Below are 23,462 nucleotides of genomic sequence, written 5' to 3' on the forward strand. Positions count from 1 at the left end.
GCAGTCCTTACTTAATAATTTCCTCCTATTGGAAATGACGATTTTGTTAGATGCGCCTTTTATCGATCCGCGAAGCGTTGCGGCCCGAACTTGTCGTCAGGAAGCACGGCACACCGCGGCATTGCTGCGGCAGAATGCGCATGGCGAACGCGACGCACCACCTTCGTGCCACGTTTGCGCGCTTTGCTGCGATGGGGCACCGCCGGCGGTGTAGTGACAGCTACTGCCGCCGCACGGGCGCTCGAATAGACCGGCGCGGGAGCGCGCTGCGGAATCGGATCAGGCAGGTGTTTGATCGTCGGTTCGGGGCAGGTTGCGGGCGAGCAAAAGACATACTGGCCAGCGCCGGGCGCGCCGATCTCGGTCACCGCGTAGTCCGGGAGGCGCGGCGAAGCAGCGCAGGGGTGGGCAAAAGCAGCGGCAACAGCGCAAAGCATTGCGGCGAGCTTCATTTAGCGCCCCCGTTCGCCGAGATCGGGGCAGCGGACTGTGCGCGGTATCCAGCGTAGGCGCGCTGAACAAGCCGCACGTACTTGGCTTGCGCGGCGAGGTTCGAGGAAGCGGGGCCGGCGTTGTAGCAGCCCACGGCGGCCCACGTGGCCCCCTTGCTGCGGATGCAGCTGGCGAGCACCCAAGCGCTCAGCTTCAAGTTGACGCAGGGATCGAGCAGGTCCTGGCGGGTCACGCCATAGGAGACGAGTTCGGGTAGGTGGATATCGTTGATCTGCGCCGCGCCCCAAGCTCGATGGCCGCCGGACAGCTTCGGGCCAACTGCCCCGGGCAACCCGCGCGACTCAACCCACGTGATTGCGCGGAGGAGGTCAGGATCCAGCTGATAGAGTGCGGCCGCGTCAACGAAGGGGTCGCCGTGGCAGGCCGACGCGGCTGCCGGGACTGCGAACATCGCGGCGAGCACCACGGCACCGATGGCTATCACCGGTCGTTTCGAACGTTCCGTTATGTTAAGGCCGCGACGCAGGCGACCCGCATGGCCGACCATCCGCGACAACTGCAGGGAATAAAAAGGGTAGCGCGAGAAGTCTGCGCTGCGCACTACCAGGCCGCCTGCTTCCGAGCATCGAGAGCATATGAGTTTCAGGCGGGACGCGAGAGAGAGGCTCGCGCCGAGAGACGTCGTCCGCGGCGGTTGAGAGTCGCGGCGTTCAAAATGAGAGAAGATGGATTGGGAAAGAAAAACAATCAGCACGCCTCCCGAACGGGCGTGCGTCGACTCGCGTGGCAGTTCCTCGGCAGAAGAGGAGCCGCAAACCGATGCGTGATCGAATCGGAATCCGTAAGCAACGGACGTAGTTAATGAGTCAATCCCATACGATTGACGTACAATACCCTCAGCCACGAGTGGTCTCTCTCAGCTTTAGCCAGCTATGTACTTGTGGTCAGGACACGCCGGGAGCTGCAACTCTCAGCGTGTCCACCGCTACCGCGTTTTATAAATACACACTAAAACTTTTCACTCCGGGAAATTGATCTCGGATGAACGAGGCAAGAAAATTCAACCCCTTCCAATTGCGCGCTCCGCCTCGCGCTGCATTCAATAGGTACTTCTTTTTCCCGTCCGCGGATGAGACCTGTAGTTGCCAGCAGAACTCCCCGTCGATCCGCGTGCGAACCGCTGACAGGTGGTAGGTCGGCTCTGCCTCTAGCAGGACCGTAAGCTCCCGTGACGTTAGCCCTTGCATCTTCCTTCTCGATCTGGAACGCAAAGGGCTAAGTATCGCCATGCCACCTCAATAGTAAATCTCCGCGCAACATATCGCGGATTTATTCTTACAAATCTTTGTTGTGATTATACAGATCGAAGATTTGTTGTCAAAGAACTTCTTTCAGCGACATGCGCAGCATCGACCAGACAATAGAATCGGACTAATTTATTATGCACATTAATAGCTATTGACAATCATGCTGAAACTTGGAATCGCTGCCGAGACCTGCCCTCGGTCTCGCGCCAAGGCTCGCAACGGGCAGCAGCAGATTTCGGACCAGTATAGCCAGATGAATCGGATTGCATAACTAGCAAGACTTCTAGACTTTCGTTGCTTTAAGCGGGATAGTCGCGCGCGAATGTTGCCGTAAGGAACGAAAGCACCGCATTGATCCGCGGCAACCGTTGGAAGTTGACGAGGGTACTCATCCACACCTCTCGCCTGACGTTGATCTCGTCGAGCAATACCGGGTGTAGTCCAAATCGTTCGGGGCGAGAGAACGCCGGCAGCATCACGAGACCCGCGCCTGCAGCTGCCGCAAACATCTGAGAAAGCATGCTGCTCGAGTGAAACGAGTAGGTCGGGTTGGCGACCCCTTCCTCAAGCCATCGGACGATATCCAGCTGGATCAACTCGTCGATATAGCCTGCAAATTGGTGTTTTGAAAGGTCCGCGACAGACGCGGGCGTCCCACATCGAGCAAAGTAGTCGTGGCTCCCGTACAGATGACAGCCGAATTCGCCGATTTTCGTTGCATGTAGATTTTTGCCGGGAGGCTGGAAGAAGCCTAAAAAAACGTCGGCCTCCCGGTGTGTCACACGGACGTCACGGGAGGAAGTCACCAGCTCGATGACGATGTCAGGCGTGGTTCGCTTAAAACGCGCGAATTGCTCGCTGAGGTACAGTGAGGCGATCCCTTCCATCGTTGCGATGCGGACGATCCCTGAGGGGCTGACCTCGCCCCCTCCTAACTGGCTCGCAGCGGCAAGAACGCTCGCCTCCATCGAAGCAACATGCTCGAATATCAATCGACCATGTGCGTTTACGCGGTACCCGGTATGGTCCCTCTCGAAAAGCGGTGTTCCCATGTCATGCTCAAGCGCGCTGATCCGTCGACCTGCCGTGGCATGATCAATGCCGAGCAGGCGCCCCGCTTGCGACAAGCTGCCGGTGCGTGCGAGCACTAGGAACACGCGTAGATGGTTCCAGTTCAATCGATTGATGTTCACGGTCAACTCTCCATCGGCACATGCCACAGTTTCACGCATGTGCAGTTTCGCACAGGCTTGTGCTGTTTTTCTATTTCGTTTATGGGCTCTATGTTTGTAGACTCACGTCGAGCCGCCACCGAGAGAGATGCGGCTAATCGACAAAAACGATATCTGAGAGAGCATGACCGAAATGTCACACGAACATAATGAATGGCGCGACGTTCTCGCGAACTCGCAGTTCCGCACGATCGCTATAAAACGCCGTAATGCGATAGTCGCCGTCGGCGCTTTCGCCGCCGCGTACTACTTCGCAATCCCCGCAGTGATTGCCTGGGCTCCAGCTCTGTTCACGATCCGTTTGACGGGTGGATTCAACCTCGGAGTGGCATTCGCAATATCGCAATACCCTGTCGGCGGGCTGCTATGCTGGGTTTTCATGCGGAGCATGGCGCGACTGGACCGCGAACGCCAAGCGTTCATGAGCGGTCGCGGTACGGGGTCGGACGCTCGGGAGATGAGTCATGCGCAATGATCGCTTTCGCAGCTACGCGGCCGCGCTCGCCTTTGCCTCAGGGCCGGTATACGCCGGCGGGGTATCCGGAATCGTGCAGCATCAGCGGCTCACGGTCTTGGCATTTGCCATGGTGATTCTAGCGACCATCGCAATTACCGTTTTCGCTTCGCGACGCGCAAACACTGCCGGCGACTTTTACACCGCGGGGGGCTCGATAAGCCCGCTCCGAAACGGACTGGCCATCGCTGGAGACTATCTCTCTGCTGCAGCGTTCCTGGGCGCGTCTGGTCTGATAGCGCTCTACGGTTTCGATGGAATGATTTATCTCGTCGGTTTCTTTGCGGCCTTCATCCCTGTCCTTCTGTTCGTCGCCGAGCCGTGTCGCAACCTGGGCCGTTTTACTATCGGTGACGTCTTGGTCGTCCGCAACAGCTACAAAGCTACAAAGGTTGCGTCCGCGCTATCGAGCGTCGTAGTCGCGCTCGCCTACATGATCCCGCAGATCGTCGGTGGAGCGGTAATCGTTAGAGCGCTTGTCGGAATCGACTACACCATCTCTGTATTGGCGGTGGGCATATTGATGCTGGTGTACGTCGGGTGTGGCGGCATGCGAGCCACAACGTGGGTGCAGGTAATCAAGGCCGTGCTCTTGATCGGTGCCTCCTTGATGCTGGTGATCCTTGCATGGATACCCTTTGGCTTCCACGTTCCAACGTTCATGCAAGCAGTTGTCTCGAGCCCCCTCGTGCAGGCACGGGTTGCCGAAATGGCGGCGGGCGCTTCGTTGACCGGCGATGCTCTAGGCTGGCGCTTTCTTGAGCCCGGACTCTTCCTCACGAAACCGATCGAGCTATTTTCGCTCGGGCTCGCGCTTGTGCTCGGCACGGCAGCGATGCCACACGTTCTCATGCGATTCTTTACGGTTCGCGACGCGACGGCGGCTCGCCATTCCGTGCTTTGGGCGATGTTCGGAATCGGGCTGTGCCATCTTTGCATCATTGTCATCGGCTTCGCGGCGGCCTACTACGTCGGTGCTGGCAAGATCATGCTTACCGATAAGGGCGGCAACTTAGCTGCTCCGCTGCTTGCGCAGACCCTGGCAGGCGGCGCCTCGAGCGTCGCTGGCGATTTAATGCTCGCCTTCGTTGCCGCCGTGGCATTCGCCACGATCGTTGCGGTAATTGCCGGGCTTACATTGGCCGCGGCATCCGCCCTCGCTCACGATGTTTACGTGGGGGCCTGGCGAGCCGGCAAGGTAACCGAGGGCGAACAGGTTGCAGCCGCCCGTATCGCCACGGTCCTCGTAGGCGTCGTCGCGGTCTCCGCCAGCGTTATCGCGCAAGGCCAAAACGTCGCCCACCTTGTTGGTTTGGGATACGCGGTTGCTGCATCGGCGAATCTGCCCGCGTTGATGATGACGCTGTATTGGCGACGCTGTACGACCCAAGGGGTCCTCGCCGGAATTATTGGCGGAACGCTCGCAGCCGTGGTCTTGGTTTTGGTGTCTCCCAACATGGGGTATCCCGCGCTCGAGCGTGCAGCAGCCGTTCGGCACATCCAAGAACTGACGGGAAAGCTAACTATAGCGACAAGTAACAGCGCTCGGGCCGCCTTGAATAGTGAAATTATCCGGGCGCAGACCGTTGTGCAGTCAGTTTCTCCTGCCGCCACGAGTATCGTTGGCCTGCGCGCGCCTCTTATCGGGCTGCGCAATCCTGGAATCGTCTCTATCCCTATCGGCTTTCTCCTCGTAATCCTCGTTTCGTTATTCACGCGAGATGGTGCATCCGACCGTCGATGGGGGGAACTCGTTGTTCGGCGGGAGACTGCAATCGGCGCGGCTGTAGCCAGCGAGCATTGACCTATAAAACTTGGAGATATTTCTCGTGTCGAATCTGCCTGTTGTCAAAGTCGCTGCTGCCCACGTTGCGCCTGTCTTTCTTGACCGAGCGGCGACAGTCGCCAAGACGGTCAGCCTCATTCGTGAGGCGCGGAGCAATGGCGCCGAGTTGATTGTGTTTCCCGAATCTTACATCCCCGCTTTCCCGGTTTGGGCGTCCTTTTGGGCGCCGATCGACAACCACCAGTTATTCGAAAAATTCGTCGAGGCAAGCATTTATGCAGACGGCCCGGAGATCGCAGAGATTCGCGCGCAGGCGGAACGCAGTGGCATCTTCGTATCGCTTGGTTTCACCGAACGCTCTCGTGCAAGCGTCGGATGCCTGTGGAACTCCAATCTGCTGATCGACGATCGTGGCTCAGTCTTGAATCATCATCGTAAGCTTGTTCCTACGTTCTTCGAAAAACTGGTCTGGGCTCCCGGTGACGGACATGGCCTTCGGGTTTCCGACACACGTATCGGCCGGATCGGCGGTCTCATATGCGGAGAAAACACAAACCCGCTCGCGCGCTACACCCTTATCGCTCAGGGGGAGCAAATTCACATTAGCAGTTGGCCAGCACTATGGCCGACACGCCGACCGAAAGTTGGCGGAAACTACGACAATGTGGCCGCTAACCGCATTCGCGCAGGCGCGCATTCTTTCGAGGCGAAAGCCTTCGGCATCATGTGCGCCGGTTACATGGATACCTTTATGCGGGATTCCCTTGTAAAGATTGATCCTTCGGTGGGGGACGTCCTCGATGGAAGCCCTCGCGCGGCGACTATGTTCGTCGATCCTACAGGGGCGCCGATCGGCGACACGCTCAGCGCTGACGAGGGTATTGCCTACGCGGAAATGAACCTCGCGAAATGCGTCGAGCCAAAGCAGTTTCATGATGTGGTGGGCTATTACAACCGATACGACGTATTCAGTCTCAACGTAAACAGAGCACGTCAAGAGCCGATCCGTTGGACTGAAGCGGAAGGGTCGGGACGCTCCGATCCGGTAGAAAACCACTTCCCAATTCCGATGGCGTGAACGCTGGCTGCTGCACCTCTCAAGACGATTGTTCTCCCACAATCGGACGAACACGCGACCCGACGTAGCACATCCGTTTGACATGCAGTGAGCGTCACGGCGAGCCCGAAGCAATTTGGGCTCGCGATCAATCGAAAGAAGACATCGGTTTCTTTAGTATTCCTACGTTCCACGGTGGCCCTATGTTTTCACCTATCGATGTTGCCCACGATATCTGCAGTTCCGATAGCTCGGCTGTTGTCTTCGAGAAGCTCGTTGGCTATGCCGAGCAGCTAGGTTTCGAATACTGCTGCTACGGGTTCAAGTCACCCCTGCCTGTCGGAGGCGAGAATGTGAAGGTATTCGACAACTATCCGAATGGTTGGATGGACCACTATCGGCGTATGGGCTACCTGGAAATCGATCCAACCGTAGAACAGGCAATGACATGCCCCCGTACGATTCGATGGCCCAGCTTAGAAGAGTCGAGACTAAGTGCGTTTTGGCAAGATGCGCGGGATCACGGTCTGAAGGTTGGGGTTGCCCAGTCTTCGTGGTCAGCGCGTGGCGCCTTCGGTCTCCTGTCCCTAGCTCGCGGCGAGCGCGAGATCGACAACCAAGAGTTTGAACGTCTATCGCTTACGCTCAGTTGGTTTGCGAACGCGGCACATTCGGCGATGACTGTTCATGTCCTCGACAGCCTCGGCCTCGGGGCTGCGATATCGCTAACGGAGAGAGAGCGCGAGGTATTGCAATGGACTGTTGAAGGGCTGAACGCATCCGACATTTCTGAAAAGCTCAGTATCTCGGCGTCAACCGTCAACTGGCATATCGGCAAGTTGCTTGCGAAGTTTGGGGCTACCAACAAAGTGCAAGCGGCAGCGAGGGCGGTCGCTCTCAACCTTCTTTGAAGGTTTCGAACCTTGGGCAGGACATCGCTATCGAATGACCTCGCCGGAACAGCCAAGCCGAAGGCATCCGCCGCCCACCTAAAATGTCTCGCAACGACGAGATATGTGAAAATAGCCCACTGATAAAACATATCTCGCTCCCATTCTGAATTGGGCCGTCTGAATGCCCGTCGATACGGTTCGACCGGGCGGTGTCTTTCGTGATGGCCCTCAGGGCAGTCGAGGCTCCGGTATAGCCTTGGTTATATTTTCGGCAAGCCAAGGCGACGGAGCGGTATGTTTGTTTTTGGCGCCGATTAATCGAGAGTAGATGTCATCTCGCCATGACCTCATCGACTCAGCTTCAACCGAAGCCCACCGACGTCTTCGTCTCGCCGCTCGACGACATTCATCCTGCTGACATCGATGCCAACCTGAAGGCGCTCGATCGATGGCTCGTGGATGTCAGCGGGGGCGTGCTCACGTTGGATCGCGTCGAAACCATCGCGCGTAACGCTCCCGTCCTCGCGAATATCTTCGCTGCGGTCGACCTGGTCGCCGACATCCGCGCGATGATCGACCACGGCGACCGGCGGATCGACCTGTTCGATTGGGTGAATCTCGGACTGGACCTGATCGGCGTGATCCCGATTCCGATGGGGACCGCTCAGGTCCGCATGGGCGCGCGGCCCATGCTCAAGCTGCTTCGCGAGGAAATCGCGAAGAACGGCAAGGCCATGGGCGACGCCGCGATGCAGATGGTGCGCGATGGCATCATCACCGCGATCGTCGCCAGCCTGCAGGCGCGCTACGCCGGTGAAATCGAGACGTTCCTGACCGCGCTGCGCGCCGAGTTGGCTTCCGTGCTGAATGCCGCCGCCGACTATGTCGGCGAGGTGATGAACGGCCTGGCCGACCTGTTCGCACACGCGGCCGGCGAACCCTTGGACTACGGCAAGGACATCGACCAGGCTGGCGAGCACCTGAGTGCGGCCGGGCGCAACGTCCTCTACAAACCGGGTGAAGCGTTCGACAACATCGGGGCGCTGTTTTACGACGCGGCCAGGGTGGTCGGGAAGGGGACGGTCAACACCGCGACGTCCGTAGCGAAGTACATCGACTCGGATGCAAGCGCGAAGCTCATGAGCGTCGCCAGTTCGCTGCGGCGGAAGGTGCCAACCGTGCAACAGGCGGTGCGTGGCCTCGATGGCAACGAAGTGGGCAAGATCGGTTGGCTGATCCTCGTGTGCGAGGAAGGCGTGATGCGCTGGCGCAAGGCCCATCCCACGCCGCAGGCGGTAGGCGTCCCGTCGAAGGGTACGACGAAAGCGGAGGAACGGCGCGGACAGGGGCCGACCGAGACGCTCGGCGCGACGGCGCCGGCGAAACATCCCGGGCCGAATTGCTGCAATTCGACCGGGCCGGTGCCCACGCCTGCCGCCAGTTCGCCGGGCTCGATCGGCTATGCCTTGGGCGACGAGCGGATCGACCACGACGATTTCGTGATCGACGGGCCGCTGCCGATTGCCTGGACACGAACCTACCGCTCGTTCTTCGATGCGAACGACGAGCAGGGCGAGATCGGGCCGCGGTGGGTCACGCCGTACACGGTGCGCTTCGACGTGCAGGCGACGAAGCTCGTCTATCACGACTCGGAAGGCCGCAGCCTCGATTACCCCTTGCTGGCAGTGGGCGGCGCCCACGATGACCGCGCCGAAAACCTGACGTTGCTGCGCGTCGATGAAACCTGGATAACGCTGACTCGTGGCCACGACGTGCTCGAGGCGTATGAGCGCCATGGCGACCGATATCGCCTCGCCTTCATCAAGGATCGGGCAGGCAATCAGGTCACGGCCGAATACGATGGGGCGGGGCGCCTCCACCGCCTGCTCGTGCCGCATCGACAGGTCGCGTTCAAACACGACGCTCGTGGGCGAATCGCCGAGGTATTCGAGCACGACGCGGATGGCGAGCGCGTCGGGCGGCTCGCGGCATACGAGTATGACGCCGCGGGCGATCTGGTTGCGGCCAGCGACCGGTACGGCAATCGACGTGACTATCGGTACCGTCACCACCTGCTGACGCGCTATACCGACCGCACCGGGCGCGGCATGAACCTGGAATGGGACGGGACGGATCCGAAAGCGCGCTGCGTGCGCGAGTACCGGGACGACGGCAGCGACGAGGTTCGGCTCGCCTGGCACCCGAGCTTCCGGATGGTCGCGATCACTGACGCGCTCGGGGAGGTCACCCGACACTACTACACCATCAAGGGCTATTCGTTCCGGGTCATTCACCCGGACGGCAGCGAGGAGTGGCTCTATCGCGACCGCAACGACAAGCTGGTGCAGTACATCCATCGCGACGGCGGCACCGAGTTCTTCGACTACGACGCTCGCGGCAACCTGACCCGTCATCAGCGCGTGGACGGCTCGGTAATCGAGATGGCCTACGATCAACAGGACCAGTTGGTCCAGACGATCGACCCGCACGGCCATGCCTGGGCTCAGGAATACGACGCCGCCGGCAATGTCGTTCTGGCGAGAGATCCGCTTGGGCACGAGACGAAGTACCAGTACAACGGCCAAGGGCTCCCGACAGCGGTGATCGACGCGAAGGGCGGGAAGAAGTCGCTCGAGTACGACGAGAGCGGCCGCCTGCTGTCGTTCCGGGACTGCTCGGGGAAGACGACGCACTGGACCTACGATGCGGCCGGCCGGCTCGTGGAGATGCGAGATCCGGCCGGCACTACGACAAGCTACCGGTACGGCGCAAACGGGCAGCTGGAGGAGATCGTGTCGCCCGCTGGCGCCGAGCGCATTCAGCACGACGCGGAGGGCCGGCTTCTCGCCGCCACCGATCCCCTGCAGCGCACGACCCGCTACGCCTATGACGCAGGCGGGCGTGTCATCACGCGCGTTGACGCGCTCGGCCAGCGCCTCGCCTACGGCTACGATCGCCTGGGCCGCCTGGTGCGGCTGACCGATGCGAACGATGCGCCCTACACGTTCCGCTACGATCCGGCCGGCCAGCTGGCCGAGGAGACGGAATTCGACGGGAAGACGCGCCTGTATCGGTACGACGAGGCGAGCGGCCGTATGGCGTCAATCGACGACGCGGGGCGCGTCACCGAACTCGGACAGGACCGCGGCGGGCGGATCTCGCGGCGCAGCTGCGGCGATGACACCGAACAGTACGCCTACGACGCGAGCGGCCGCTTGGTCGAGGCCAGCAACCGGTATAGCCGGATCCAGCGCTTCTTCGACCCGGTCGGCAACCTCGTTCGCGAGCATCACGCCTACGACGTGTTCGGCGTGAAGCGCAGCTTTGTGTGGCACCACGGCTACGACGAACTCGGTAACCGCATCAGAACGGTTCGGCCCGATGGTCACGTGGTGGACTGGCTGCGCTACGGTTCCGGGCACGTCCACGGGATGCTCGTCGACGGCGAGGAGCAACTGCAGCTCGAGCGCGATGATCTGCACCGGGAGGTGAAGCGCACGCTGTCGAGCCGAATCCAGCAGCTCACGGCCTACGATCCGGCCGGCCGCCTGGCGCGCCAGACGGTCCAGCGCCATCACGCCCCCTGGGCGCTGAGCGCGCGCCGGTACCGTTACGACGCCGCTGGCCTGCTCACCCAGATCGAGGACAACCGCCGCGGCGCGATCGACTACCGCTACGATCCGGTGGGCCGGCTGATCGAGGCGATTGGGCCTGGCCAGCGCGAGCGCTTCGCGTTCGACCCGGCCAGCAACATCGTCGATCCCGGCCGGCCGGACACCGCGCGCACGCCGGGAGGCAGCGTCGGCCGCCGCGAGACCACGCTGCCGGATTCGGTGCCCAAGGTGCTGGGCAACCTGCTCCGGGAGTATGCCGGGACGCATTTCGAGTATGACGTCCAGGGCAACCTGGTCGAGAAGCGCACGCCGGCCGGCGTTCAGCGGTTCGAATGGGATGGATTCGACCGGATGCGTGCCGCCCACGTGGCGGAGCAGTCACGGCAGGCCGTGGCCACCTATTGCTATGACGCCTTCGGCCGACGCATCGCGAAGGAGGTGAACGGCGCGAGAACCGTCTACGGATGGGATGGCGACACGCTTGCCTACGAGTCGGCCGACGAGCGTAGCACTCACTACCTGTACGAGCCCGAGACGTTTGTGCCGATGGCGCAGTACGCTGCCGCGCCGGTGAACGGAATCGAGACGCCGACCGCCTCGAGCGCCGACCGCTACACGCCGGAGGATGATCCGCTGCAGCGCGTGCCGACGGCCGAGGCGGCGGCACATCTGGTGTTCTATCACTGCGATCAGATCGGCACGCCGCTGATGATGACGGATGAGGCGGGCGAGCTGGTGTGGGAGGCGAGCTACCGGGCGTGGGGCGAGGCGCGGGAGGTGATCGAGCGGGCGTCGGCCGCGGCCGGCATCGACGTCGTGCGGAATCCGCTACGGTTTCAGGGGCAGCAGTTCGATGACGAGACGGGCCTGCACTACAACCGGCATCGGTACTACGATCCGCAGGTGGGGCGCTTCGTTAACAAAGATCCGCTCGGCCTGGCCGGCGGGCCGAACAATTATCAATATGCCCCCAATCCGCTGGGATGGATTGATCCTCTTGGCTTGGCGCGTTGTCCGTGCAACTGTGAGCAGGTGCTCGCAGACATGCAAGCAAAGGGCCGAGCGTATGGCTCAAAGTCAGAAACACCTGCGGACGGACATCACATCATCCAGCATGCTTCGGTGCCAGAGGGTACGGTCGGGTACTCGTATGGTGGGGCTCCAGCAGTTCAACTGGAAGGGCCCTCCACTCGCGTCGGATCGGAGCATTACGCAGCTACAACCGTACAACGACAGGCAGGCGGCGGAACTTACGCCGCTGAGCGCAGAATCGGTTACAAGGCGATTCGGCGAGCTGGCCTATCCTCTCAAGAGGCGAGATGTCTAATCACCAAACATGTTGACCCATATTTCGAAAAACTTGGGTTCACCGGGGATTCACCGATGCGAACCGTAAAGAATCGGCGATAGGAGGAAGTATGGAACGCAAATTGATGGATTATCCGAATTATGCGCCGTTGGTGAAGCATATCTACGGCGAGATGAGCCAAGGCCATTTTGATGATCTAGTACGCCAAGGTCTCGCTGGGCCGAGCACCGCGTCAGAGTACAAAGCTGCGCTGGACGCCTGTTTGGGTAATGAGGCGATGGCACCGATTCCTGATCAAGCCCTGTTGGAAGGGTACGTATTTGAGATCGGTGGGAATGCGCCAGACCAGTTATCTATCGAGGTGCCGATCTTTACGGACGATGGGCGCTCGGATGCTTTTGCGGTTTTCCGGGTGAAGAGAGACGAGTCTGCAGAGCCAATACTGTACCTATACGACATATTGATGCCGTGAGAAGTCGCGCTGACCGGCCGTTGGGAAAGATCGAGTAATCGAAACATCACAGGACTCGATCGGCGCGGCAGAAGCCCGCCAGGTCGAGCCCGACTGCGCCGGGGCGGATTACATCTCGGCCCGTACTGACAATGTCAGTACAATTGCCCTATACTCGTGTCTTCACCGGGAGCAACTCATGACCTCGACCACCCCACGCGACACCCTGAACCTACGCATTCGTCCCGACGATCGCAGCTTGATCGACCGCGCCGCAGTAGCCGCCCACAAAACGCGTACGGATTTCGTCTTGGACGCAGCACGGGCCGCCGCCGAACAGACCTTGCTCGACCAGGTTGTTTTGAGTGCCGAGCCGCAGGCCTACGCGGCCTTCCTGGCGCGCCTCGATGCGCCCGCCCAACCGAACGCGGCATTGCGGCAGACCATGCAGACGCGCGCGCCCTGGGACCCCGCCGCATGACGGGCTGGCGCGCGCCCGAACCGCTCAGCGACGCGCATGGACTCGACGATTTCGATTCCGGCGTCGCGAGCCTCGACACGTGGCTCAAACGTCGTGCATTGGCCAATCAACGAAGCGGTGCGTCGCGGACCTTTGTGGCGACGAGAGACGGGCGGGTGGGGGCGTACTACGCACTCGCGTCCGGCGCGGTTACGCCCGAGGTCGCACCGGGCCGCTTCCGGCGCAACATGCCCGATCCGATACCCGTGGTTGTGCTCGGGCGTCTCGCCGTCGATCGCGCTCATCAGGGCAATGGGGTTGGGCGTGCGCTGGTACGCGATGCCGGTTTGCGTGTGCTGCACGCCGCAGCGGCCATCGGGATTCGCGGCCTGATTGTCCATGCGCTCACGGATTCGGCCAAGGCGTTCTACGAGCGGGTCGGCTTTGAGGCGTCGCCGATCGATCCGATGCTGCTCCTGATCACGCTGGCCGACCTCGAGCACGCCTTGTGATGACATCGGGCCTACGAGGCAACTGGCGAGCACCGAGTCAAACTGCAGCCGCTCGGCCCCCACACAACATTTGAATACCTGAGATGGCACCGATTAAGCCCGAACCGCCGCATTCGCCACGCAGCCGCCTCACGCTCAAACGCCCGAGTCCTGCACCAGCGCCAGCGAGTGCCGCCGAGCTGCCTGAACCCGAGCCGCGAAAGGGGCCGCCCCCGAAACGGGTTCCCTATTTCCCCGATCGCCCTCCGCTCCCGGTCGAGGCTACCCTGGCTAAGCTCCAGATGCACTTCCCGGTGGCGTTTCCGCCAGAGCCGGCCGCCCCGTTACCTTTGTGCGTGCGGGTCCAGCGCAAGTTTTGGCGATACTTGGCGCAATACGACATCGGCGAGGACGAATTGGACGCGGCGCTGGCTGTTTGGTGCTCGGCGCCGCGGTACCTGCGAACCATTGTCGAGGGCGCAACGCGTGTCGACCCCGAGGGCCGACCGGCAGGGCGGGTGCCGGCCGCCAATGCAGCGAATGCGATCGAGCGATTGCACGCCTTGTCGCGTCAGTCGACCTGACTTGGCCACGATCGTTTGACATGACCCTCGCGTCGCACATGCACCGCACCGGTTCCAGCCGATAGCGCCGCCCGAGCCGAGCGCGTACAGCCGCACTCACGGCGCTGCGCGCGTCTCAGAGGCCTGCCGACGGCGACCATCGCCCGGATGTACTTCGATCGCGAGACGACGCACTACGTGGACGCACCGCATACAGCAGGGCGCAGCCCTGCATTCGTGGGAAGTGCCACCCCAGGACGCCCGGCCAACAGCCGCCGGCGGACGTCCCGGGCTCAATCTATATCGAACTGAGTCTGCTGTAGCACCTGCTGTTGCCGCCGAGGCTGCGGCGCTGGATTGGCCGATTGAGGTTGCAGCGAGGCGTTAGCAAGCTGAGCCTCCTCATGCTCACGTAGCGTCTGGATCGCGCTCGACTTGTCCTGATGCTGGCTGACTGCCCAGCGGGCGGTCTCGGCACCGGTCGTGTAGACGAGCAGATCGTCAACGGCGCGGGTGATGCCGACGTAAAAACTGCGGTCACCGAAAATTCGCCGCACGGTCATCGCAATGTCCGATTGTCGGCGTGGGTCGTCAGGGTCACGCCCAAGCTTTTCGGATGGGATGTGCAGTATGGCCTGCTCGCGCGTCGCGCCCTGGCCAGCGTGGACCGTTACCGCGTAGGCATGATCCCAGTGACGTTGGGCGTCGAGATCCCACGGGATCTCCTTTCCGTCCGCGAGACGAAGAACTGCCTGGTTGCCGTGGATGGAAACCACCGTCGCCTCGTGGCCGTTCTTGACCAGTTCGTCTCCGCGCGTGAAGCGGATGACATCGCGAGCCGCCAGCGCGCGCTCCTCCGAGAGATAGACCTCGACGCGGTTGTATTTTTTCGGCTCCCACTCCATCAGAGAGCCATCGGCTTTGCGGAGCACAACGATGCCTTCGTCCGGTCGGGTCGCGACGACTGTCATGTATTCGCCTCGGGCCGCGAGGATCTTTTGGTAGTCCCGGCCGAACCGCACCGTCATTTCCTTCGTGTAATACTGCGCCTCCTTTTGCTTGGCGCGGGTCATCTCGCTTTCCGACCGGAAAATCGTGTGATCCGACTCCTGCGTATCAAGTTCGCCACGCTCCTGCAACTCGGAACGAATCGCGTTGTTGATGTTGACGCGGTCCTCGTTGAACGGCGTGATGATGATGGTCTCGTTGCGTCGATCGCCTCGCTCGACGTACCGGCGCGCCAAGTTTTGCACCAGCAGCTCCCCATCGGGAATTTCAATGACGCGGCCGGCTTGCTCGAGAAAATCGAAGGCACGGGCGTTGCGGCTGAGATCGAGATCGGTCAGCTCCTCGCCGGGCGCCAGGTCTGCGGTACCGACCGTGATCGCCACCGCCTGCTGCAGCTCGGGGTTTCGCTGACGCTGGATCTGCGTCATGAGCGCCGTCGAGAGGCCCTCGTCCTGCAAGACCTCGAACGGCTTGCCGGCCTCGATCGCCTGCAGTTGCAGCTTGTCACCGAGCAGAATGACCTTGGCGTCGGCTCGCTCGGCCATTTTGATCAGTCGGGCCATCTGGCGCTGGGCGAGGAACGACGCTTCGTCGACGAGCCAGAGTTCGGGCTCGCGCTTCATGTCCGGGACGTACTCGCGCAGCAACTTCAGATCGTCCTGCCGGCGCTGCTCGTGGATTTCGAACATCGTAACCGTGTCTGCATTGATCCCGCCATCGGCCGCGAGTTGCAACGCGGCCTTGCCGGTGGCCGCCATCCCACGAACGACGTAGCCCCGCTCGAGCGCCACTTGGACGGTGCCCTTGACCATCGTGGTCTTACCGACGCCGGCGAGCCCCTGAACGCCGGCGATGCGGTCCTCGCTGGTCAGGGCGAGTTCGATCGCCGCTCGCTGGCCGGTCGTATAGTTGAAAGTCGGGTCATTGCGTTCAGCCCGGGCGGCCTCAACGGCGTGATCAATGCGTGCGCGAACGACGTCGAGCGGCGCGATCGCCGGCGTCGTGCCTTGCTGAGACAGTGCTTGCTCGACTGTCCAGCGCTCGGTGTTCAGCATTTTCTCGGTGGTGATGTTGCCGTCCGGCAGGTTGACGATCTTGCCGTCCTCGACCAGTTTCTTGTACGCGGTCAGGATCGCAGCCGGGGAGGTGCGGCCAACGGCGTGCTCGATGGCGGTCTTGACCATGTCGTACCGGTTCAGGACGATCTCGCGCTCGCCGAGGTGGGCGGCAGAAAACCGAAGCGCATCAATGCCCGACATTTCGACAACACGGGCATCGGTGCCGGCCTCGCGTGCCTCGTGCGCCTTCGCCTGGATCGCGCCGTAGTCCAGGCCGACCGACTGCGCGCGCTCGCGCCAAGTCTGGGAGAGCAAGCCGTGGTCGACGTCGCGCTTGCGCTCGCGCGTGGCGAGCACCGCCCGTTCCTTCTCGGCCGGAGTCGCATTGGCCGGGTCAATGCCGTGCGCCACCAACCACCGATCGCGCGCGGCGGAGCGTTGGCTGAAGTGCTCGATCTGCTCGCGGGTGACGCCCACCAGCTCGAAGTTACCGTTCTTGTCCGGCGCCGTGATCGCATAGCCGCGCTTCTGCAGCCCGCGCGCGAGCGAGGCGGTGTAGACGGCGCCGATGACCTTCTGCTGCAGGTACAGCTCGTCGTTGGTGAGCGCACGCCACTCGCCGTCTTCTCGTTGCGTGGCATTGAGGATGACAGCGTGCGTATGCGTGTCCGGATCCAGGTCACGACTGGTGTTGTGGCGGAACAGGGCGGCGACGATGTTCCCGGTCTCCTCGGTGATCGTTTCCCCGTCGACCGTCTTGCGAGCCTGCGCAGCATATTCCTCGATGTACTCGAGTGCTTCCTTGACAGCCTCCTCGTGCGCGAGGCGGACCTGGTGATCTTCGAACACCTCGGCGGCGATGCTGACGCTCTTGGGCGCCGAAAACGTCAAATCAATGCCAGGCCGGTGGACCCACTCGGGTTCGCCGTTTTCATCGCGAACGACGCGGCCCAGCTGCTTGCCAGCAACGCGGCCGGACAGCAGCTCGAAGAATTCCTTCTCGTCCACCTGGCCGTCGAGGCCGAGCGAGGCGGCCCCTTTGCCGAACCACTGGGAGCGCTCGAGGCCCTGTTCGGTGGTGTAGTAATTGTCTTTTGAAAAGTAGTGCAGCGCCTGGCCGGCGCTGCCTACGTTGTGCATGCTCATCATGGCGCGGTCTCAGAAAATGTCGAAGTGGCCATTGGAATCGTCGGGCGCGCTGCCGAAGCCATCCGACTCGCCGCTGGTACGCCCCTGAACTTCGCCCGTGTCCGCGTCGACGACTTCACCGGACGGGAGCATGATGAGATTGCCCGGCGCGGCACCGGCACCGGCAGCGGCGGAAGCGCAAGCGGCGGAAGCGGCCGGCGCGGTCGCCGCAGCAGAAGGCGGCGAAGAGGGGACGGGAGGGGCCGATGCCGCCGGCGCCGATTGGACCGCCGCAGCAGTTGAGGAAGACGTCGCCGCCGGCGCCGGCACGGCGATCTGCGGATTCGGGGCCGCGGACGGCGGGAGCCACAACCCGGAAGCCTGGCGCGGAACGAATGGTGTCGCGATCTGCGCGATCGGAACGTATCCGTATTTCACGCGCGCGACCGGATAATCGCCCGGCGTCACGAGATAGCCCTCCATATCGGGCAACCGCAAGATCTCGGACGCGAGCACAATGTCCCGCAGGTTGCGGCGCGCGAAGACGCTCATGCTGTCGCGACGTTCGTCAATCCCGATGGTCGCGTTTTCCTCCTTTTCATCGATATCGGCCTGGCCGATCGCATTGACCAATGCCTTTGCCGAGTCTCCATCGGTCACACGCAAGAGCAGCTTGGTTTGGCAGCCCGAGATGATGGTGCGCGCGAGGTGATCGCCATAAGTTTCGAAAAGTTGGGAAAAATCCTGAAGTCCGAGCACGAAGCAGCCACCGAATTTGCGTGTTCCGGTGACGGCCATCTTCATGATCTCGAGCTTCTGCAAGCCCGGTAGCTCGTCGTAGAAATACCAGAAGCGCTCGGCGTGAATCGGATCCAGCGACAGCAGTGCCTGGATCGCGACGTCGCACCACAAACTGATGACTGGAAGCAGCGCGGATTTTTGTTCCTCATTGACGGTGATGAACAGCCAAGAGTCATCGTCCTCCTTCTGTGTCCACTCGCGAATCGAGAATGGCTCGCCCTCGTCATGGAGGAAGCGGAAGCTGTCCAGCTGATTTTGCACGGTCATCTTGAGGCTCATGCCGGTCCGCTCGGTAACGGGATCGACATACGTTGCGGCCGCCTCGCGAATCAAAAGCGCATGAAGTTCGTCGAGGTTGCTGCGCGAGATCGCTTTATATAGCTCAGCATTCGTTCGCTTGTTTGACTGGCCGAGCGCGCGTAGTGAATCCTTGAAGACCATCCGAGCCGCGATCGCGAAAAAAGGCTGCGGGTCCTTCGGTGGCAGCGGGATGAGCGCCTCCGCGATGTTGTCGTAATGGATCTCTCCATGAATCTCTCGCCATGGATTCCAATTCGGACTTCTCGCGTCGAGGGGGTTCAGGATCACATCCTTTCCTTCGCGGTAAAACGCCGCGGTGAACTCGCCCGAAGAATCGTAGACGACAGCCTTTTTACCGCGCGCTCTTACCTGCGCCATCAACTCGAAGAACTGCCGCGACTTGCCGGTACCCTGTGCGCCGGCGATGAGCGTATTGAGATTTTCGGCGCCTCTGCGCATTGGCACGCCGGCGATCCGATAGGGGCTCGCATCGTTGCGAGCCACCAATTCGGATTTGAGCTGTTTTGCCTTGACTAGGCGAGCGCCACGCACCTGATGATCGGTGAGTCGCTTGCGGCCGTACTCCATCCAGAAAAGCGTGACGAGCACGAAGCAGCCGATAGTGGTCAAGCCCCCGTAGAGAGCGGCATTGTAGATTTCGACGTTGACGGAGTCGGCGGCGTCTCGTGTAAAAGCGAGCGCCTCGGCCGGTTGCATGGAGGTGCTTGCCGAGTCGGAATTGAAAGTGATCGTGCGGTTCGCCATTGGCACAACGGTCAGCAAATCGGCCTGAAGGTGCTTGAGCGCGAGATACCGATCGTCAGCGGAAGTGGCGAGAAACAGCGAGCCCGCCGCGACCAGGATTCCGGCAATCAGCGAACCGGCCAGAACGAAGAGGACACCGCTGGCGAAGAGTTTTGCCTGCTGCCACCATAGGGCAATGCCGCGCGAAAAAGTAGCGGTGGTGCTCGGAGCGCGGGCGTTATTCATGGCCGCCCCCGGTCAATTCGCGAATTTTGGCCCGGGCCATGTCCTGCGCGCGATTGCGCATCTGCGGGTCGCGGTCGTGGGCGATCGCGCAGAGAATCTCGTTTCCGGTGAAGACGGCTTCGAGCTGGGCGTCCTGAACTTTGTTCAGCCGTATGCCGCCCGGTTGGGTCCGGTCCGGCGCGGGAGACGCTGGACGAGGGGGCGGCGTCGCCGCGACCTGTGCCACCAGTTCCTGCACGGCAGCCATCAGCGCGAGGATGCGCTGCTCGAGCTGGACCACATTGTCGTTGAGAACGCCTTGGGCGAGATATCGCCGAACGTATTCGGAAAGCGAAAGCCCGGCTTCGTGAGCCTTGGCGCGATAGAAGGCATCCGTTACCGGATCAGCCTTGATTGACCATGGGCTGAGCGCGCGCTTGCCCGGCGCTTTGAGACGCGGCATGGAGACCTCATGTCGAGAGATCCCTACCTTGAACCCCGAGAATTTTTTTGTCGGCTCGGCGAGAAATCTAGCCGTCCGTGTGGCGTGGATCGTAGCACGGCGAGCACGAGTCGGCACGTTTCCAAACGGGATTTTCTGCCTGCCTCGCTTTTACGGCCGGCTTGATTTTTCGCATTCTGGTAATACGCAGGAATGCTATACAATTATTTGAATTCAAAGGCTTATTCGACTGCCTATGCTCCTGAGTAACCGGTTTGGTGTATTACCGGCATGATTTAGGCGTATTACCGACAAATGTCCCGATGGGCAAACCTTTGCGCGGGGTGGTGCCGAGTTTCGAGGCGGCAGAGCGTATGCCAAGGCGTCATACCGCTAAAAGCCTTGCGGAGCAAGGCTTTTAGCGCCCGCAACGGAGTTGCGTGGTGTGTGACCGCCTACTCGGGGAGTGGGGCCTCAGCCCCACGCGGGTCCTGAGTAGGCGCGTTCATCTGGATGGGGAGGTCGGTCTCTGCCGACCGGACCGGTTTTTCAGCAGGCGTCGCGATCGCCATCGCAGCCAGCCGGAGCGGTGCTTCGTGGCTGGTGAGGCGGGAGCCTGGGTGAACGACATGGGGACTTCGCAGGACGGTTGCGGTTGTGGGCGTGACGAGAAAAGTGAGCACGGGAGGCGAGCGTCGATCACTCCGTCGTGGGCCGATTTTTCACGCGGGGGCGGAGCGCAGACAGGGCACGGGTAGTGAGAATTTCGGAGCGACGAGCGTGGTTATGCCACGCAGGTTTTCCACATGTCCACGGGTCCGGACCGACGCCGCGATGCATCCACATCGCAGAGCGTCGGCCGCGCGCCGTTACCCACAACGGTGTTTGTTGTGGATAACGGGAGAAGCGCGGGGACCGGTGCGTCATGTGGGAAACCTGCCCGCGTTGCGGAGGGGAGGCGGGCGAGATCGGATCGGTTTTGCTGTGAGGCGTGGGCGTCCGAGGGCGTGTCTCGAGAGGGTGATTTTCGGCGGCCGCGACGGTGGCGGCCGGCCGCGGTGACACAGCGCAGCGTGAGCTGCGCACCTGGATTTCCGCGCCGGGCGGCCCGCGCTCGATAGGAGCGGGCCGCCCGGCGCGGCGGCTGTGCGGCTGGCGCGAGCGCGGATTGGCGATCGCTGGCGCGGGCGGCCCCACCGCGCGCGCTAGCGCGCTCGTCCCTCACGACCGGCAGTACGCCCGCGAGCAGCGGGCGCGTTCGCCTGGCTGGCAGTTCCGCGCCGGGCGGCCCGCGCTCAGTAGGAGCGGACCGCCCGGCGCGGCGGCTGCTCGGATGGCGCGAGCGCGGATTTGCGACCGCCGGCGCGGCCGGCCCCACCGCGCGCACCAGCGCGCTCGTCCATCACGACCGGCAGTACGCCCGCGAGCAGCGGGCGCGTTTGCCTGGCTGGCCGTTCCGCGCCGTGCGGCCGGCGCACGTTGAAAGCCGACCGCCCGGCGCGGCGGCTGCTCAGGTGGCGCGAGCGCGGATTTGCGACCGCCGGCGCGAGCGGCACCACCGCGCGCGCCAGCGCGCTCGTCCGTCACGACCGGCAGTTCGCACGCGAGCAGCGGGCGCGTTCGCCTGGCTGGCCGTTCCGCGCCGGGCGGCCCGCGCTCGGTAGAAGCGGACCGCCCGGCGCGGCGGCTGCTCGGATGGCGCGAGCGCGGATTGGCGACCACCAGCGCCGACGGCCCCACCGCGCGCCAGCGCGCTCGTCCATCACGACCGGCAGTTCGCACGCGAGCAGCGGGTGCGTTCGCCTGGCTGGGCGCTCGCATTTTCGCGCCAGCGCGGTTCAGCTACACTTCGCGCAAGGGGGAGGGAACCACCATGGAGTAGGACCTACGATGTCGGACGCCACGCAAAAGACGCCGCGCGCACCGCGCGACCTTGACCGCGAAATCGAGCGAACACAGGCAAAACTGAAGAAGCTCGAACTGGAGCGAAAGGAGCAGGCGCGCAAAGCCGCCGAGCGCAACGAACGCGCCATTCTCGACAGCCTGCGTGATGCGAAGCTGCTGGAACTGCCGGCGGAAAAATGGCAAGAGAAGATCAGGGATATCGCGCGGCTTCTCTCGGGCGCTCCCTCAGTGAAACCGATAGCCGAGCAGAGTACGCACAGCACGTAATTCGCGCCAGAGACTGAGTCGGGGCAATCTGGTGTCGCGCACTTATTGCACGGCACGGGATTGCCCCGATTTGTCGGCGCGGGCACGAGCTGGATAATTCCCGCGCGCTCGGCTATCCGGCGGGCCGGCCATTCGAGCGCCCGCCACCCCGAGTCAGGCAGACCGTCCATCAAGCGCAGCCTGTTGTTCGGCCGTCAGTGCTGTCAGGGGGATCTGGGCCTGTCGATTCATGATCATCCATGCGTAGGGCTCGGCCAATACTCGCGCCTCACGGCACAGTCTGGCATCGCCGTCAGTGCTCGGACGACGTGCGCGCCACGTGTTGATCGCGGCCTCGACCTGTTCAATCGTGATCGCGTTTGCTTCCGTCTGAGTCGCTCCTTGGTGGCCGCCAATTGGCGGCAGTTCGGTTAGGCTTCGCCTCAAAACCATTGGTTCAACAACCTGTCGGTGGCGCGTCAGAAGGGATTCGAACCCCCGACCCTCGGATTAGAAATCCGCCGCTCTCTCCGGCTGAGCTACTGACGCGTGATTCAAACTGCTTCGACGTTGATGTCGCTTTCCTCGATGCCGTGATGCCGGCAGTAGTCCGCGTGGTCGATGAACCGGTGTCGCGCGCAAAAGCGATCGAGCGCTTCGTCCATGTCGGCGGCCATTACCGTCGTCTTCATCGCGGCGCCGTCGCGCCAAACATTGAACAGAGCCATATCGTTCTCCTGTACGGATGGGGGCTCACCAGTCGATGGTCTCGTTCATCCACACTGCGGCGCACACGCCGAGTGCAGCGGCGACCGCGATGTCGGGGCGCCCCAAACCGAGAGCGATGATGAGCAAGCCGGGCGCGGACGCGGAACCGACGACGACGACCTTCTTCAGTGCGGCGCGCACGGGCAGCTTGCCCCGGTTGGGCGCGAACGTTTCAACCGCGACCATCGCAGCGGCGATGGCGCCAACGAACGCCGCCGCGAGTTCGGGCATGCGGGTCTTGGCGCCGACATAGATAGCAAGAATCGCGAACGTGCCGGCAATCGCGAGAAAGCGAGTGATGATGGTCCGGATCGTGGCGCGAACACGGGCGTGTGCGGGGGCGAATCGTGCGGTGGAATCCATGATCAAATCTCCTGTCGTGTGATGGATGCGCCGGGCTCGGCGCCCGGCGCGTTGGCTTAGCTGCAAAGGCAGCCGATGAGTTCGCGCATCGCGCGTTTGGTCTTCGCTTCGCCGTAGCGTTCGCCGCCCGCATACGCCTGTTCATAGACTTTGATCACCACGTTGATCTGCCCAGCAGACCAGTTGAGCGTCGGCAGAGAGAACGCGAGATCACTGCCATCGTCAGCGTGGTACACGGCGATCAAGGGCGCCGCCGATGTCTCGGCAAGCGTCACGGCAAAGAAACCCTCGGCGATTCCGTCGATGTGATGCGTTTTTGCTTGATTGCTCATCGTGATTTCTCC

20 protein-coding genes and 1 tRNA gene are annotated in these 23,462 nt (G+C 62.1%); 10 read left to right on the top strand and 11 right to left on the bottom strand.

What is annotated here, in order from left to right; genetic code table 11:
• Positions 1-59: 59 nt before the first annotated feature.
• From bpln_RS34800 to bpln_RS32800, 3 genes are all read right to left on the bottom strand, one after another.
• Positions 60-452, bottom strand: a complete 393-nt coding sequence (locus bpln_RS34800) for a hypothetical protein (protein ID WP_082465557.1) — start codon at positions 450-452, stop codon at positions 60-62.
• Positions 449-904, bottom strand: coding sequence for a lytic transglycosylase domain-containing protein (locus bpln_RS32795; RefSeq protein ID WP_055141433.1), 456 nt, complete (start codon positions 902-904; stop codon positions 449-451). The genes bpln_RS34800 and bpln_RS32795 overlap by 4 nt, the downstream gene beginning before the upstream one ends.
• Before the next feature lie 1,155 nt (positions 905-2,059).
• Positions 2,060-2,953, bottom strand: coding sequence for a LysR family transcriptional regulator (locus tag bpln_RS32800; RefSeq protein WP_055141434.1), 894 nt, complete (start codon positions 2,951-2,953; stop codon positions 2,060-2,062).
• A gap of 163 nt (positions 2,954-3,116) precedes the next feature.
• Here bpln_RS32800 and bpln_RS32805 point away from each other — a divergent pair, with 163 nt between their 5' ends.
• The 9 genes from bpln_RS32805 (at position 3,117) to bpln_RS38095 (ending at position 14,151) form a co-directional block, all read left to right on the top strand.
• A complete protein-coding gene (locus bpln_RS32805) occupies positions 3,117-3,467 on the top strand; it encodes a DUF485 domain-containing protein (protein ID WP_244131997.1) in 351 nt (116 codons plus the stop codon).
• Entirely contained in the window at positions 3,457-5,310 is a 1,854-nt protein-coding gene (locus bpln_RS32810; RefSeq protein WP_055141344.1) for a solute symporter family protein, read from the top strand. The genes bpln_RS32805 and bpln_RS32810 overlap by 11 nt, the downstream gene beginning before the upstream one ends.
• Positions 5,311-5,335: 25 nt before the next feature.
• Positions 5,336-6,370 (top strand): carbon-nitrogen hydrolase family protein, encoded by a 1,035-nt coding sequence (locus bpln_RS34810; RefSeq protein WP_082465579.1) that lies wholly within the window; start codon positions 5,336-5,338, stop codon positions 6,368-6,370.
• Positions 6,371-6,552: 182 nt separating this feature from the next.
• A complete protein-coding gene (locus tag bpln_RS34815) occupies positions 6,553-7,260 on the top strand; it encodes a LuxR family transcriptional regulator (protein ID WP_082465559.1) in 708 nt (235 codons plus the stop codon).
• Between the two features lie 323 nt (positions 7,261-7,583).
• On the top strand, positions 7,584-12,266 hold the full coding sequence (locus bpln_RS32815; RefSeq protein WP_055141345.1) for an RHS repeat-associated core domain-containing protein: 4,683 nt from the start codon (positions 7,584-7,586) through the stop codon (positions 12,264-12,266).
• An 8-nt stretch (positions 12,267-12,274) separates the two neighbouring features.
• Complete coding sequence (locus bpln_RS32820) at positions 12,275-12,637, top strand: hypothetical protein (protein ID WP_148654283.1); 363 nt, start codon at positions 12,275-12,277, stop codon at positions 12,635-12,637.
• A gap of 178 nt (positions 12,638-12,815) precedes the next feature.
• A complete protein-coding gene (locus bpln_RS32825) occupies positions 12,816-13,097 on the top strand; it encodes a type II toxin-antitoxin system TacA family antitoxin (protein ID WP_055141347.1) in 282 nt (93 codons plus the stop codon).
• Positions 13,094-13,588, top strand: a complete 495-nt coding sequence (locus bpln_RS32830; protein WP_055141348.1) for a GNAT family N-acetyltransferase — start codon at positions 13,094-13,096, stop codon at positions 13,586-13,588. Before bpln_RS32825 ends, bpln_RS32830 begins: the two co-directional genes overlap by 4 nt.
• Positions 13,589-13,869: 281 nt before the next feature.
• Positions 13,870-14,151 carry a ProQ/FINO family protein gene (locus bpln_RS38095; RefSeq protein WP_244131996.1) on the top strand — a complete coding sequence of 94 codons (282 nt, stop codon included), beginning with the start codon at positions 13,870-13,872 and terminating at the stop codon, positions 14,149-14,151.
• 272 nt (positions 14,152-14,423) lie between these two features.
• Here bpln_RS38095 and mobF read toward each other — a convergent pair whose 3' ends face one another.
• Genes mobF through bpln_RS34825 form a run of 3 tightly spaced genes read right to left on the bottom strand, consistent with a single transcriptional unit; the run spans position 14,424 to position 19,857 of the window.
• On the bottom strand, positions 14,424-17,342 hold the full coding sequence (gene mobF, locus bpln_RS32835; protein WP_244486994.1) for a MobF family relaxase: 2,919 nt from the start codon (positions 17,340-17,342) through the stop codon (positions 14,424-14,426).
• 12 nt (positions 17,343-17,354) lie between these two features.
• On the bottom strand, positions 17,355-19,415 hold the full coding sequence (locus bpln_RS32840; protein WP_055141350.1) for a type IV secretion system DNA-binding domain-containing protein: 2,061 nt from the start codon (positions 19,413-19,415) through the stop codon (positions 17,355-17,357).
• Positions 19,408-19,857, bottom strand: a complete 450-nt coding sequence (locus bpln_RS34825; protein ID WP_082465560.1) for a hypothetical protein — start codon at positions 19,855-19,857, stop codon at positions 19,408-19,410. Before bpln_RS34825 ends, bpln_RS32840 begins: the two co-directional genes overlap by 8 nt.
• A gap of 1,869 nt (positions 19,858-21,726) precedes the next feature.
• Here bpln_RS34825 and bpln_RS34830 point away from each other — a divergent pair.
• The gene (locus tag bpln_RS34830; protein WP_082465561.1) at positions 21,727-22,008 is read left to right on the top strand and encodes a hypothetical protein; all 282 of its coding nucleotides are present in this window, start codon (positions 21,727-21,729) and stop codon (positions 22,006-22,008) included.
• Positions 22,009-22,161: 153 nt separating this feature from the next.
• Here the strand turns inward: bpln_RS34830 and bpln_RS34835 are convergent, their stop codons facing one another.
• The 5 genes from bpln_RS34835 to bpln_RS32870 form a co-directional block, all read right to left on the bottom strand.
• Positions 22,162-22,440, bottom strand: a complete 279-nt coding sequence (locus tag bpln_RS34835) for a DUF3717 domain-containing protein (RefSeq protein WP_082465562.1) — start codon at positions 22,438-22,440, stop codon at positions 22,162-22,164.
• A 19-nt stretch (positions 22,441-22,459) separates the two neighbouring features.
• Positions 22,460-22,536: transfer RNA gene (locus bpln_RS32860), tRNA-Arg, on the bottom strand.
• A gap of 5 nt (positions 22,537-22,541) precedes the next feature.
• On the bottom strand, positions 22,542-22,679 hold the full coding sequence (locus tag bpln_RS36945) for a hypothetical protein (protein WP_209444944.1): 138 nt from the start codon (positions 22,677-22,679) through the stop codon (positions 22,542-22,544).
• Positions 22,680-22,740: 61 nt separating this feature from the next.
• Positions 22,741-23,118 (bottom strand): hypothetical protein, encoded by a 378-nt coding sequence (locus tag bpln_RS32865; protein ID WP_055141354.1) that lies wholly within the window; start codon positions 23,116-23,118, stop codon positions 22,741-22,743.
• Between the two features lie 56 nt (positions 23,119-23,174).
• The gene (locus bpln_RS32870) at positions 23,175-23,450 is read right to left on the bottom strand and encodes a hypothetical protein (protein WP_055141436.1); all 276 of its coding nucleotides are present in this window, start codon (positions 23,448-23,450) and stop codon (positions 23,175-23,177) included.
• Positions 23,451-23,462 lie beyond the last annotated feature (12 nt).

Origin of the sequence: Burkholderia plantarii (genome assembly GCF_001411805.1) — a bacterium.
GTDB lineage: Bacteria > Pseudomonadota > Gammaproteobacteria > Burkholderiales > Burkholderiaceae > Burkholderia > Burkholderia plantarii.